The organism is Winogradskya humida (genome assembly GCF_016862215.1).
In the GTDB taxonomy this organism is placed as follows: Bacteria; Actinomycetota; Actinomycetes; order Mycobacteriales; family Micromonosporaceae; genus Actinoplanes; species Actinoplanes humidus.
The window spans coordinates 30,364-42,468 of the sequence record NZ_BOMN01000139.1 but is presented as its reverse complement, the minus strand read 5'-3'; the positions used below and the strand labels follow the sequence as shown (position 1 = coordinate 42,468).

At 69.6% G+C, this 12,105-nt stretch carries 13 protein-coding genes and 1 pseudogene; 9 read left to right on the top strand and 5 right to left on the bottom strand.

Annotated elements, in window-relative coordinates:
• Positions 1-2 precede the first annotated feature (2 nt).
• Genes Ahu01nite_RS46265 through Ahu01nite_RS46255 form a run of 3 tightly spaced genes read right to left on the bottom strand, consistent with a single transcriptional unit; the run spans position 3 to position 2,927 of the window.
• Entirely contained in the window at positions 3-965 is a 963-nt protein-coding gene (locus Ahu01nite_RS46265; protein WP_203843123.1) for a glycosyltransferase, read from the bottom strand.
• The gene (locus Ahu01nite_RS46260; protein WP_203843122.1) at positions 941-2,107 is read right to left on the bottom strand and encodes a glycosyltransferase family 4 protein; all 1,167 of its coding nucleotides are present in this window, start codon (positions 2,105-2,107) and stop codon (positions 941-943) included. The genes Ahu01nite_RS46265 and Ahu01nite_RS46260 overlap by 25 nt, the downstream gene beginning before the upstream one ends.
• 7 nt (positions 2,108-2,114) lie before the next feature.
• Positions 2,115-2,927: a glycosyltransferase family 2 protein gene (locus tag Ahu01nite_RS46255; protein WP_203843121.1), complete on the bottom strand. Its 813-nt coding sequence runs from the start codon at positions 2,925-2,927 to the stop codon at positions 2,115-2,117.
• A gap of 253 nt (positions 2,928-3,180) precedes the next feature.
• Between Ahu01nite_RS46255 and Ahu01nite_RS46250 the strand changes: the two genes are divergently transcribed.
• Genes Ahu01nite_RS46250 through Ahu01nite_RS46240 form a run of 3 tightly spaced genes read left to right on the top strand, consistent with a single transcriptional unit; the run spans position 3,181 to position 5,130 of the window.
• The gene (locus Ahu01nite_RS46250) at positions 3,181-3,558 is read left to right on the top strand and encodes a tyrosinase family oxidase copper chaperone (protein WP_203843120.1); all 378 of its coding nucleotides are present in this window, start codon (positions 3,181-3,183) and stop codon (positions 3,556-3,558) included.
• Between the two features lie 12 nt (positions 3,559-3,570).
• Positions 3,571-4,395, top strand: coding sequence for a tyrosinase family protein (locus Ahu01nite_RS46245; protein WP_203843119.1), 825 nt, complete (start codon positions 3,571-3,573; stop codon positions 4,393-4,395).
• Between the two features lie 30 nt (positions 4,396-4,425).
• A complete protein-coding gene (locus tag Ahu01nite_RS46240) occupies positions 4,426-5,130 on the top strand; it encodes a sulfotransferase-like domain-containing protein (protein WP_203843118.1) in 705 nt (234 codons plus the stop codon).
• On the opposite strand, the gene Ahu01nite_RS46235 is transcribed toward Ahu01nite_RS46240, so the two are convergent.
• Positions 5,125-6,024, bottom strand: coding sequence for an aminotransferase class IV (locus Ahu01nite_RS46235; protein ID WP_203843117.1), 900 nt, complete (start codon positions 6,022-6,024; stop codon positions 5,125-5,127). The genes Ahu01nite_RS46240 and Ahu01nite_RS46235 overlap by 6 nt on opposite strands.
• Positions 6,025-6,064: 40 nt before the next feature.
• On the opposite strand from Ahu01nite_RS46235, the gene Ahu01nite_RS46230 reads away from it, so the two are divergent.
• From Ahu01nite_RS46230 to Ahu01nite_RS46220, 4 genes and pseudogenes are all read left to right on the top strand, one after another.
• Complete coding sequence (locus tag Ahu01nite_RS46230) at positions 6,065-6,394, top strand: helix-turn-helix domain-containing protein (protein WP_203843116.1); 330 nt, start codon at positions 6,065-6,067, stop codon at positions 6,392-6,394.
• Positions 6,391-6,783 (top strand): annotated as a pseudogene (locus tag Ahu01nite_RS51110) (MmyB family transcriptional regulator); the annotation flags it as partial. The gene Ahu01nite_RS46230 and the pseudogene Ahu01nite_RS51110, both read left to right, overlap by 4 nt.
• Complete coding sequence (locus tag Ahu01nite_RS46225; RefSeq protein ID WP_203843115.1) at positions 6,693-7,412, top strand: SDR family NAD(P)-dependent oxidoreductase; 720 nt, start codon at positions 6,693-6,695, stop codon at positions 7,410-7,412. The pseudogene Ahu01nite_RS51110 and the gene Ahu01nite_RS46225, both read left to right, overlap by 91 nt.
• Positions 7,413-7,558: 146 nt before the next feature.
• Positions 7,559-8,431 carry a DUF2267 domain-containing protein gene (locus Ahu01nite_RS46220; protein ID WP_203843114.1) on the top strand — a complete coding sequence of 291 codons (873 nt, stop codon included), beginning with the start codon at positions 7,559-7,561 and terminating at the stop codon, positions 8,429-8,431.
• 216 nt (positions 8,432-8,647) lie between these two features.
• Here Ahu01nite_RS46220 and Ahu01nite_RS46215 read toward each other — a convergent pair whose 3' ends face one another.
• The gene (locus Ahu01nite_RS46215; RefSeq protein WP_203843113.1) at positions 8,648-9,022 is read right to left on the bottom strand and encodes a hypothetical protein; all 375 of its coding nucleotides are present in this window, start codon (positions 9,020-9,022) and stop codon (positions 8,648-8,650) included.
• Between the two features lie 283 nt (positions 9,023-9,305).
• On the opposite strand from Ahu01nite_RS46215, the gene Ahu01nite_RS46210 reads away from it, so the two are divergent.
• Together Ahu01nite_RS46210 and Ahu01nite_RS46205 are read left to right on the top strand one after the other, a co-directional pair.
• The gene (locus tag Ahu01nite_RS46210; protein ID WP_203843112.1) at positions 9,306-11,108 is read left to right on the top strand and encodes a protein kinase domain-containing protein; all 1,803 of its coding nucleotides are present in this window, start codon (positions 9,306-9,308) and stop codon (positions 11,106-11,108) included.
• A gap of 251 nt (positions 11,109-11,359) precedes the next feature.
• The gene (locus Ahu01nite_RS46205; RefSeq protein WP_239159682.1) at positions 11,360-12,103 is read left to right on the top strand and encodes a GTP pyrophosphokinase; all 744 of its coding nucleotides are present in this window, start codon (positions 11,360-11,362) and stop codon (positions 12,101-12,103) included.
• The last annotated feature ends 2 nt before the right edge of the window (positions 12,104-12,105 follow it).

The following is a 12,105-nucleotide window of genomic DNA, read 5'->3' as shown; positions in this document are numbered from 1 at the left end:
CCTCAGCCCGCCGTGCTCGGGCGGCGGGCCGGCACCCCGGAGCGGGCGGTCGACTGCTGGGTCAGGGCGACGAGCACGCCGAGACCCCAGCCGGTGTTCTTCACCAGCCAGCCGAGCAGCATCAACGGCCACAGCACCGGGCGGGGCCGGCAGTACCCGACGACGAACAGCGTCTCGGCGACCGCGAGGCCCGGCACGGTCAGCAGCAGCCACGGCGACACCAGCACAGCGGCGAGCACCGCGGCGAGCATGACGGCGGTGGGCACGTAGTCGATCGCGCGGGCGGTGCGGGTGTGGGCGGCATACCGGACCCGCCAGATCGCGTAGCGGTACATCTGCCGCAGGTAGCCGCGCGGGGTGGCCCGGCTCTCGTGCCGGACCACCGCGGCGGGCACGATGCGCCAGCCGTGCCGCTGCTTGACCCGGTCGACGAACTCGATGTCCTCGGCGTGCACCCACCGCTCGTCGAACACCTCGCCGTCGAGACGGTCCAGGTGCACGGCCATGTTGCAGCCGGCGATCAGCAGCACCCCGGAGGTCGCGAGCCGCCGGATGGTGGCGTCGTTGACCGCGATCGCCTCCGCGAACGCCGACGCGTGCGCCGTCTCGACACCGCCGCCTACCACTGCCACGCCGGGGTCACCGCGAAAGGCATCGACGAGTTCGCTGGTCCACCCGTCGTCGGCCCAGGCGTCGGAGTCGAGGAACGCGACGAGGCGGGTACGCGCCGCCGCCATCCCGAGGTTGCGGCCGCGGGAGATGTTGTGGCTGCCGTTGCGCAGCACGCGGACCGGCACGATGCTGCGCGCCCGGAACTCCTCGACCGCGGCGAGCGTACCGTCGGTGGAGTCGTCATCCACGACGATGATCTCCGCGGGTTCGAGACGCTGGCCCGCGAGCGAGTCGAGGCACCGGTCGATGGTCCGGGCGCTGTCGTAGGTCAGAACGACGACACTGATGGGCATGCGCTCTCCTCCCTCTGTTCTCCGGGGACGTCGCGGTCGTACAGGCTCACCAGGAGCCGCTGGTTGACGCGCCAGTCGAAGTGCCGCACCGCGAGACGCCGCGAATGCTCGCCCATCCGGCGCCTGAGCCCGGCGTCGGCGACCACGGCGCGGATCGCCCGGCGCAGCGCCTCCGGTTCGGGCGCGACCAGGCTGAACAGGCGGCGGTCCACGCCGTACGCGTCATAGCGCTCGTCGTCGGTCGTCACGATCGGCAGGCCGCACGCCATCGCCTCCTGCACGACCAGCGGGAACAGGTCCCCGACCGACGGCAGCACGAACACGTCGGCGAGGCGGTACAGCACCGCCAGGTCGGCGCGGGACACCGGCCCGACCCAGTGGACCCCGGCGGGCAGCGGCCCCGGGTGCCCGGTGCCGGCGAGGACGATGTCGTACGCGTCGTCGGCCGCCGCGATGAGCTGCTCGAAACCCTTGCGCGGCACCATCCGGCCCGCGAACAACGCGATCGGTCGCCCGCTCGGCAGGCCCAGCCGGTCGCGTACCTCCCCGCCGCGCAGCCCCGCCGACCCCGGAGCGAACGCCGCCGTGTCGATGCCGTTCGGCGCGGCGACCACCTTGTCCGCGGGAACCCCCCGGGCCCGCAGGTAGTCGGCGACGAGCGCGCTCGGTGCGACGACCCGGCGGGCGTGACGCCAGAGGTAACCGCCGGCCACCCGCGCGGACAACCGGGCGGCGGCCAGCACCAGCGGGTTCGGGTGGTGCACGCCTTCGATGTGCTGGGTGACGTACATCGGCTTCCCGGCCCGCCGCGCGAACCAGGCCGCGGCTTGCGGCGGCGGGTACAGCACGTCGTGCACGTGCACCACGTCGCACCTGGCGACCAGATCCTTGAGGCCGCGCAGGAACGCCGGCCCGATCAACGGGAACGGCACCCCGGTACGCCGGTCCAGCACGTTGCTCACCGGCAGCCGGACGACGTCGTAGCCCGCCTGGCGCTCCCGGCCGGGCGCACCCCCGGTCTGCGACGTGGCGACCACGACCGTGTGACCGGCCTCCGCCAGGCTGCGTGCCTGCTGCTGCGCCACCACCTCGACACCGCCGACGTGTGGCGGGAAGTAGCTGGAGACGATCAGGACGTCCATCTCGCGGCTACCAGGCCGGGTTCGCGACCGCGCCGGCGGCGCAGGTGCACGACGGCACCGGGGCCCGCTCGGGCTCCCGCGCGGACGGCAGATCGGACCAGCTCGGCAGCGCCACATAGCTGTTCTGGGTGAGCGGGGCCACCGGCCGGGCCCGCACCGCGAGCATCTCCGCCAGGTTGCGCATGCCGTCGGCGACGGTACGGATCTTCGTCTCGCCGCCACGCGGGCGGTAGACGATCGGGATCTCCGCGCACTTGAAGCCGTGCCGGAACGCCTCGATCTTCAGCTCCTGCGAGAACCCCATGCCGCCGGAGCGCATCCGCAGCCCGTTCCAGACCTTGCGGCGGAAGACCCACATACCCGATTGCGAATCGGCGAACGGCACCCGGAACAGCTGCCGGGCAATGCCGGACAGGCATTTGTTGCCCCAGACGTGGCTCCGCGTCATCGCACCCGGGAGAAGGTCGCCGAGACGATTCGTGCTAAGAAAGTCGATATCTTCGGCAGCCAGGTTGTCGATGACCTCGGGCAGAATTTCGAATGGATAGGTGAGGTCGGCGTCGCCGGTGGCGATGATCTCCCCCGAACAATTCGCGAAGCCCGCCTTGTACGCGTTGCCATAACCGCGGACCGGCTGCACGACAACCTTCGCGCCGAGCTGCCGGGCCAATTCCCCGGTGCCGTCGGTGGACCCGTTGTCCACGATGACGATCTCGGTCTCATGCCCTGCGACCCGCAGTTTCTCGACGGGGATGGAGCCGATCGTCCGCGATATGTTCTCGCGTTCATTGAGGGCGGGGATCACGACGGAGACGAACACTGTTCCTCCTGTGTAGAGGTATTCACCGCCTCGGACTCAACACGGCGCACCAGCGCCGCATACACCTTTCCGGATAATTTCCACTGATCCTGACACCACCGGGGTGGGCCAAACGGCCAGCCTCTTCACCCGCACGGGGAATTAGCACTCCCGCAAGTGGGAACAACGCACATCACCCGCAACCAAACGGCGGGTCATGTCATCGTGGATCTCGCAGGACAATTTCCGGCCATTAGCGAAGGGATACATATCCATGAAAGGAATGAGCCGGCGCGGCGCGCTGCGGATGACGGCGGGTGCGGTGGTCGCCGCGTCCATCGGCGCGGGGCAGGTGTTCAGCCGCGGCGCCGACGCCCGCCGGGCCGCCCCCGCCGAGACGCGGGAGACCTACCGGGGGCGACTGATAACGATCCGGAAACCGGCCAAGCTGCTGCCCGGTCAGGCCCTGCCGGACGACCTGGTCCTCATCGACGACCTGCCACTGCACGTGATGTCCAACGCGGACGGCACATTCACGACGGTCACCAACCATTACCGCAGGTTCACGACGCTGCGGGCCGCCTCGCGAGCCGCGGTCGACTCGCTCGGCAAGGCCGACCTGATGCCGATGCGCACGCACCGGCACAAGTGACGGGGGCGACTCATGGCAACAGTGCGCCAGGATCAGAAAGTGCTCACCTACGCCCAGCGCAAGGCGTTCACCGACGCGGTCATCACGCTCAAGAAGAAGGGCCTCTATGACCCGTTCGTGAAGACCCACCTCGAATACATGGGCCTCGATCAGGACAACGGGCCCCGGGTGGCGCACCGTGCCCCGTCGTTCCTGCCCTGGCACCGGCAGTTCCTGCTGATGTTCGAGCAGGCGCTGCAGGCGATCAACAAGAACGTGTCGCTGCCGTACTGGAACTGGACCGCGTCGCGCGCGAAGAACGCCCCGCCGTTCACGCCGGACTTCATGGGTGGCGACGGGCAGGGCGGGGACCGCGAGGTGCCCAACGGGCCGTTCGCCTACTCGAAACAGAACTGGCCGCTGAACGAACGCATCGACAGCCGCCCGTTCCTGCGCCGGGTCATGGGCGTGGACGCGACCAGCCTGCCGACCATCGACGAGGTCAACCTGGTGCTGGGGCTGGTGCCGTACGACGCCGCGCCGTACAACAGCTCCTCGGCGACCGGTTTCCGCAACAGGCTGGAGGGCTGGTCCGGGGCCGACCTGCACAACCGCGTCCACGACTGGGTGGGCGGCACGATGACCGGCGGGGACTCCCCCAACGACCCGGTGTTCTGGCTGCACCACTGCTACATCGACAAGCTCTGGGCCGACTGGCAGGCGAAACACCCGGGATACGGCTATCTGCCCGCGGCCACCACGAAGAACGTCATCGCACTCAACGATCCGATGCCGCCGTGGAAGACGAGAAAACCGAGCGAACTCATCGATCACAAACCGTTCTACACGTACGCGTAAAAGCGCGCCCACCGGTGTGATCATGGAGCCATGACGACACGGGTGGCAATGTGGTCCGGGCCCCGCAACATCTCCACGGCCATGCTGCGCAGCTTCGGGTCCCGGACCGACACCGCCGTCTGCGACGAGCCGCTCTACGCCCACTACCTGGCCGCCACCGGGCTCGACCACCCCGGCCGCGACGCCGTGCTGGCGAGCCAGCCGAACCGCTGGCAGGACGTGGCCGCCCAGCTCACCGGCCCGGCACCGGACGGCGCCGCCGTGTTCTACCAGAAACACATGGCCCACCACCTGCTGCCGGACATCGGCCGTTCCTGGCTGGACGGCCTGACCCACGCGTTTTTGCTGCGTGACCCGGCCCAGGTCGTCGCGTCGTACGCCCGGGTGCGCGGCGAACCCACCCTGGAGGACCTCGGCTACCCGCAACAGGCCGAGATCTTCCGCGCGTACGGCGGCCCGGTCGTGGACGCCGCCGACCTGCTCGCCGACCCGCCGGCCGTGCTGGGCCGGCTCTGCGAGGCGCTCGGGATCGGCTTCGACCCGGCCATGCTGCGGTGGCCGGCGGGGCCCCGCGACACCGACGGCGTCTGGGCGCCGTACTGGTATGCGGCCGTCGAGGCGTCCACCGGCTTCACGGCGCACACCCCGGGCCCGGCCGACATCCCGGAACACCTGCGCCCGCTCGCCGACGCGGCCCGCCCCTACTACGAGGAACTGGCCGCCCACCGCCTATAGCACTGCTACACCGTTCGCGCGGGCATGCGACTGGTAGAGCTCGGCGATCCGCGCCGTCATCGGGCCGGGCTTGCCGGAACCGATCGCGCGGCCGTCGATGGTGGTGACGCCCGCGATCTCACCCATCGTGCCGGTGCAGAACACCTCGTCAGCGGTGTACATCTCGGTGAGGGAGATGTCACGGACCACGGCCGGGATGCCGGCCGCCGCCGCCAGCTCCAGGACGGTCTGCCGGGTGATGCCCTCGGGGCAGGCCGCGGTGCTCGGCGTGGCCAGAGCGCCGCCCCGGACCCGGAACAGATGCGTGGCATTGGTCTCGGCGACAAAACCGCGGCCGTCGAGCATCAGCGCGTCGTCGGCACCGGCCACCGTCGCCTCGATCTTCGCGAGGATCGAGTTCAGCAGGTTGGCATGATGGATCTTCGGGTCCAGGACGTCCGGCCCGGGACGCCGCACGCTCGTCGTCGCGAGACTCAGCCCGGACGTGTCGTAGACCGGCGCCTTGTGCTCAGCGAGCACGATCAGCGTCGGCCCGGCCCGGTTGAGCCGCGGATCCATCCCGCTGGTGACCTTCACCCCCCGGGTCAAGGTCAATCGGATGTGTACGCCGTCAGTCATCTCATTGGCCCGCAACGTCTCCCGCACCGCCGCGTAGATGTCGGCATCGCCGGGGATCCCGGCGAAGTTCAGCGCCGTGGCGGACCGGCGCAACCGATCGAGATGCTCGGTCAGCCCGAAGATCGACCCCTGGTAGAGCCGCAGCCCTTCCCACACGGCGTCCCCACCCTGCACCACCGAGTCGAACGGCGACAACCCCGGCTCGTCCCGGTGCCGCAGCACCCCGTTGACCCAGTAGACGATGTCGGCATTGCGCTCGTCGTAGCTCTGCAACATCCGAGCATTGTCCCCCACCCCGGTAGGCGATCATCGAGGCATGGCCCCGGGTCCCCTGCGCGAATTCCTCACCTTACGACGCGCCGCCATCTCCCCGGAGGAGGCCGGCCTCCCGCACGGAGACGTCACGCGGCGGGTGCGCGGCTTGCGGCGCGAAGAGGTCGCGCAGCTCGCCGGTGTCAGCGTCGACTACTACGTGAAGCTTGAGCAGGGCCGCGCCGGCAACGTCTCCGACCAGGTCGCCGAGGCGGCACTGCGCCTCGACGACCTGCAGAGCAGGCATTTCCGCTCCCTGCTGCACCCCGGCACCGCCTACTCCCCCGCCGGGCAGGCGTCACGCTCAAGGTGCGGCCCGCGCTGCTGGCGATGATCCACGCGCTCGACCCGGCCCCGGCACTCATCCACGGCCCGCACCTCGAGGTCCTCGGCATCAACCGCGCCGGCAAACTCCTGCTCGACGACTTCGACGCGATGCCACCCACCGAGCGCAACACCGCCCGCTGGATGTTCCTCAACCCGCGCGCCCGGATCGTCTACCTGGACTGGCCCGAGATCGCCGCCGGGGTGGTCGCCGTGCTGCGCGCGGCCGCGATGCCCGGCGTGCCGGACCCGGCGCTGACCGCCCTGGTCGACGATCTCACCGCGCGCTCGCCGGAATTCGCCCGGCTGTGGTCCGGATACGAACTGTCCGAGCACACCCACGGCGTCAAGCGGTTCTTCCACGAATCGGCCGGCGAGATGCGGATCAGCTACGAGACAATGCTGCTGCCCGGCAGCCAGGGCCAGACCGTGCTCATCTACTCGGCGGACGCGGCTCGCCGTCCGAGGAGACCAGCGACAGCGAACCCCGCGGCGTCTTCGACACCAACGTCTTCGGCCTGCTGACGGTCACCCGGGCAGTACTCCCGGTCATGCGGGCCGCCGGGCACGGCAGGATCCTCAACCTGAGCTCGACCGGCGGGGTCGTCGCCTGGCCCGGCTGGGGCGTCTACAGCGCCACCAAGTTCGCGGTCGAAGGCATCACCGAGGCACTGCGGGCGGAGGTCGCCCCGCTCGGCATCCAGGTCACCGCGGTGCAACCCGGCCCGTTCCGGACCGACTTCCTGGCCTCGACGTCACTCGAGATCGCCGAGCAGACCATTGATGCGTACGCAGCCAGCGGCGGAGCGTCGCGAACCCGGGCCACCGACAACAACAAAATCCAGGAAAGCGACCCGGCCAAGGCAGCAGCAGCCATTCTCACCATCGCCGACGTCGCCGACATGCCCGCCCGGATCCCCCTCGGCAGCTCCACCGTGGCCGACATCACAGCCAAGATCAAGAATGTCACCGACGAGGTAGCCGCCTGGCATCAACTGTCCACATCGACCGACTACTCTCCCGCCTGACAGCGCGCGGGTGACCTCACGCACATCGTTGCTGGGCCCCGTTTTGGGCCCCGGCGGACGGGTATGCGTGAGGACACCCGGGTTGGGCCGGGCCGGCATTCGGCGGCGGGGCGACAAGGTTCGCCCAGGGGGAGAAAATCGTGGCGATGGACGTGTTGGTCCGCATCCAGAAAAGGGCCCGGCTGCACGGGCCCAACGAAACCCGACGCGCCATCAGCGCGATCCTTGAAACCCTCGGGGACATACTCCCGCATCACGTCCTGGACCAACTGGCCGCCAATTTCCCCGACGACCTGCGACCCACCAGCCACATGCCACCTGCCACCGCCGTCCCACCCGGCCGCAACACCTTCATCAGCCGGCTCGCCACCCGCCTCCTGATCGACGAACCCGACGCCGCCTTCCTCGCCCGGGTCATCTTCGAACAATGGAACGCCGCCGCCCGCACCCACACCCCAGCCACCATCGCCCACCTCGCCCCGGCCGACCTGCGCCCCCTCCTGCGCGCCCAAACATCACCGGCCCGGCCCTCGACACCGCAGACCCCTCTCGCGCAGGCGTCACCCGCCCAAGCCTCTCTCGTGCAGGCGTCGCCGGCCCAGATTTCATTCGCCGAGGTCGAGCTCTCGGCCGAACTCGCGCAGGCCGCGTCACTCCCGGCCCTGACCACCCAGGCGCCATCGGTTTCGGCCGGCTCTTCACCGGCCTCGACGTCACCGACCGGGCGTCAACTCAACTCGGTCGTTCCGGACGCCGCCGAGCCTGCCGCCCTTCACCTCGCCGAGCTTGAGCCCCTCAACCTGCACCCCGGCGGCAACGAGCACACCGCAGTCGAGTCCGTGGACCTGGCACTGGACCTGGAACTGGTCGAGACTCAGCGTGAGCCGGACCCTACCCAGGCCGACGAGACGACGCCGGCACGGCGGGCCGGGGCTGCTCCGCGGCGGATCGTGCGAGTGGCTACCAATGCGGCGTCCGGCCATCATCAGCGGGCCGGCGTGCGACAGCTCTCGGCCTGAGCGCGCCAAAGCCGATCCACTCGGCGTGAGCGGCCAAAGCCGATCCACTCGGCCTGAGCACCCAAAGCCGATCCACTCGGCCTGGGGACGCCCAAGATCGTGAGGTCCCCAGGCCGAGTGGATCCAGGCCGAGTGGATCCAGGCCGAGTGGATCAAGCCGGGTTGACCGAGTGGATCAGGCCGGGTTGATACGTCCGGGAGGATCAGTTCGGTCGGTCAGACCACCAGGTCGGCTTCGATCTTGCGCAGGTGGTAGCGGGCGAGGCCCAGGTTGGCGCGGGCCTTGTCCAGGATGAGGTAGAGGAAGAAGGTGTCGCCGGAGCGGGTCGGCGGGATGAGGCGGATGAGGTGGTATTCGGTGTCGAGGGTGATCAGGACGTCCTCGATGGAGTCGCGGACGCCGACCATTTCGAGAGTTCGCATCTGGGCCCGGACGACGTCGGTGTTGCCCGCGGCGGCGACGCTCATGTCGTGCTGGGTGCCGCCGCCCACGACGCCGAGGGCCAGGCCGCTGCCATAGTCGACCAGTGCGGCGCCGATGGCCCCATCGATCGTCATTGCCCCCTTGAGGGCGGTATCGATGTCCGCCATGTCTCCCCCTTGGTCACGACCACCGGCCCAGCGCCGAAATCAAGATCAACCTTAACAGTCGGGGATGCATTCTTTGATCGAGCGTCAGCTATTCCCGGAGCTCAGGAAAGCGCAAACCCGGGCGAACTGCACGTACCACAAGCTTCAAGAGGCGGACGGGTACGCACCTTGGGAACCCGCCCCCCACTTCCGGACCGGAGTGGTCTGCTGCCATGATGCGTGATCAGATTTCCGTGCATTTCGTGTCTCGTGGGGAGCCCGATAGGTGGACACCGCGTACCGCGTGAGTCCATTGCACAGCAGCGACCCTGAGCAACTGGGCGAATACGTTCTGACGGGACGGCTCGGCGCGGGTGGCATGGGTGTCGTTTATCTCGCCGAGGATCGCGAGGGCACCTATGTCGCGATCAAACTGGTGCATTCGTCGCTGTCGCACGACCCGGAGTTCCGCAACCGGTTCCGCAGCGAGGTCCAGCGGGCCCGGCAGGTGCCGGCGTTCTGCACCGCGGAATACCTCGACGCCGACCTCGACCACGAACCGCCGTACCTGGTGGTCGAATACGTCGACGGCCCCGGCCTGAACGAGGTCGTCGAGGAGCGCGGCCCGCTGCGCGCCGCGGCCCTGCACTCCGTGGCCGTCGGCGTGGCCACGGCGCTGACCGGCATCCACGGCGCGGGCGTGATCCACCGCGACCTGAAACCGGACAACGTCCTGCTGGCGCCGGGCAGCCCCAAGGTGATCGACTTCGGCCTGGCGCGCGCGTTCGAGGCGGCTACGCAGCACACGCGTACCGATCAGATGGTCGGGACCGTCGCCTACATGGCGCCGGAACGCTTCTCCGACGATCCTGGCACCCCCCTCACGGCCGCGGCGGACATCTTCGCCTGGGGCTGCGTGGTCTGCTACTCCGGCACGGGCCGCACCCCGTTCGCCGGCGACTCCCCCGCCGCCACCGCCGGCCGCATCCTGACCCAGCCACCCCGCCTCGACGGCCTCCCCGAACCCCTGCGCACCATCGTCGAACGCTCCCTCGCCAAGAACCCCCAGGACCGCCCCACCGCCCGCGAACTCCTCGACGCCCTCCTCGCCGTCCCCGCGGCGCAGCAAACCCCCACCGCCATCCCCACCCAGCGCCGCCCCTCCGAGCCCACCACCTCCGCCACGCCGCCGCCCGGCACCTTCCCGACGCCGCCACCCCCGGCATTCGTGACACCGCCACCCACCGGCTTCGCGACGCCGCCACCCGGCACCTCGACGCCCCAGCCCCACAGCTTCGCGACGCCGCAGCCCAGCACCTCCACCACGACGCCGCAGCCCCACAGCTTCGCGACGCCGCGGCCCACCGCGTTCGCCGCGTTGCCGACGTCGGTGTTCGTGCTGCCGCCGGAGCCGGAGCGGCAGGGCGAGTCGCGGCGTAGCCGGGTGCTGCTGGCCGCGCTGGCGGTGTTCCTCGTGGTGTCGGGCGTGGCGACGACCATGTTCGCCCTCAACGCGGTGGACGACAGCGACGACCAGCAGCTGGCCAGCCTCCCGCCGGTGACCTCCGCGGCCCCTTCGACGACGTCCGCGCCCGTCACCATCAAAACGACGAAGGCGCCGTCCCCGAAGGGCACGCAGCAGTCCAAGGCCGCGGCCGGCTCACCCAAGGCCACCCCGGCGAGCAGGAAGCCGTCGACGGTGAGCGCCCAGGCGAACCCGTCACTCCGCAACCTCGCCCTGGACCACCCCGCGCTCGCGTCGGGCTCGGAGGGCGATCCGTGGAACGCGCTCTACGCCGTTGACGGGGACACGACCACGCGGTGGAGCAGCGCGTTCACCGACACGCAGTGGCTGCGGGTCGATCTCGGGAACCGCTGGCAGATCAGCGAGGTCCGGGTGCGGTGGGAGAACGCGTACGCCGTGGCGTACCGCATCGAGGTCTCCACCGACAGCGCGACCTGGAAGAGCATCTACAGCACGAAGACCGGGACCGGCGGCGACGTCACGATCGACGTCAAGGACGTGCCCGCACGCTACGTGCGGCTCTACAGCACGAAGCGTTCCAGCCAGTACGGCATCTCCGTCTACGAGCTCGAGGTCCGCTGACCCCCGGGACGGGAGCTGGGACCGCAGCGATATCAGCCCCGACAGGCCCCCAGCCTGCGCTTTCGTGAATTCCGCGAGGAATTTTTCGGGCCGCGGCGGTGAGCCGGTAACGCGGAATGGACAAGTCGGTGAGAATTGCTCGCATTTCTCTCCGTGGACGTCTTTCCCACTGCGTGACCCGCTCTGGAGCACTGCGCATACGGTAGGACGGTGCATGCGGCAGTTCGAGACCGAAACTGGAGAGAACCATCGTGAATCCTGAGCATCCCGGCGCGGAGCAGCGCGGGACCGTTCACGGACAGATCGTCGAGCGCCACGCGATCGCGGGGCCCGACGGCGCCGCGCGGGCGGCCGGCACGACCGCGGCGGTGCCCGCGCCGTTCCATGAGGCGACCGATGAGCTGACCCGGTTCATGATGGTCTACAAGTTCGGGCTCGCCGAGATCCGGACGAAGATCGACATCCTGGCGGAGGAGCTGGCCCACCGGGGCACCGGCAACCCGATCGAGCACGTCAACCCGCGGCTCAAGAGCGCGGCCAGCATCGCCGCGAAGGCCCGGCGGATCGAGTGCCCGCTCACGTTCGACGACCTGCGTGCCCGGATCCGCGACATCGCCGGCATCCGCATCGTGTGCAGCTTCGTCTCCGACGTCTACACCGTGGCGGACATGCTGACCCGTCAGCCGGACGTCAACCCGGTGCAGACCAAGGACTACATCGCGAAGCCGAAGGACAACGGCTACCGCAGCCTGCACATGATCGTGGAGATCCCGGTCTTCCTCTCCGACCAGGTCGTCGCCGTTCCGGTGGAGGTGCAGCTGCGCACGGTCGCGATGGACTTCTGGGCCAGCCTCGAGCACAAGATCTACTACAAGCACAACCCCGACATCCCGCCCGCCCTGCGCGACGAGCTGGCCGCTGCCGCCGAGGACGCCGCCCGGCTCGACAAGCGCATGGAGCGCCTGCACCAGGAGATCCACGGCCCGCGGCGATAAGC

Coding starts and splice junctions, on each gene's coding strand:
- Ahu01nite_RS46235 (WP_203843117.1), bottom strand. CDS start 6,024: ATGTTGCAGAGCTACGACGAGCGCAATGCCGACATCGTCTACTGGGTC.
- Ahu01nite_RS46265 (WP_203843123.1), bottom strand. CDS start 965: ATGCCCATCAGTGTCGTCGTTCTGACCTACGACAGCGCCCGGACCATC.
- Ahu01nite_RS46230 (WP_203843116.1), top strand. CDS start 6,065: ATGGCCCCGGGTCCCCTGCGCGAATTCCTCACCTTACGACGCGCCGCC.
- Ahu01nite_RS46260 (WP_203843122.1), bottom strand. CDS start 2,107: ATGGACGTCCTGATCGTCTCCAGCTACTTCCCGCCACACGTCGGCGGT.
- Ahu01nite_RS46240 (WP_203843118.1), top strand. CDS start 4,426: ATGACGACACGGGTGGCAATGTGGTCCGGGCCCCGCAACATCTCCACG.
- Ahu01nite_RS46220 (WP_203843114.1), top strand. CDS start 7,559: ATGGACGTGTTGGTCCGCATCCAGAAAAGGGCCCGGCTGCACGGGCCC.
- Ahu01nite_RS46250 (WP_203843120.1), top strand. CDS start 3,181: ATGAAAGGAATGAGCCGGCGCGGCGCGCTGCGGATGACGGCGGGTGCG.
- Ahu01nite_RS46215 (WP_203843113.1), bottom strand. CDS start 9,022: ATGGCGGACATCGATACCGCCCTCAAGGGGGCAATGACGATCGATGGG.
- Ahu01nite_RS46245 (WP_203843119.1), top strand. CDS start 3,571: ATGGCAACAGTGCGCCAGGATCAGAAAGTGCTCACCTACGCCCAGCGC.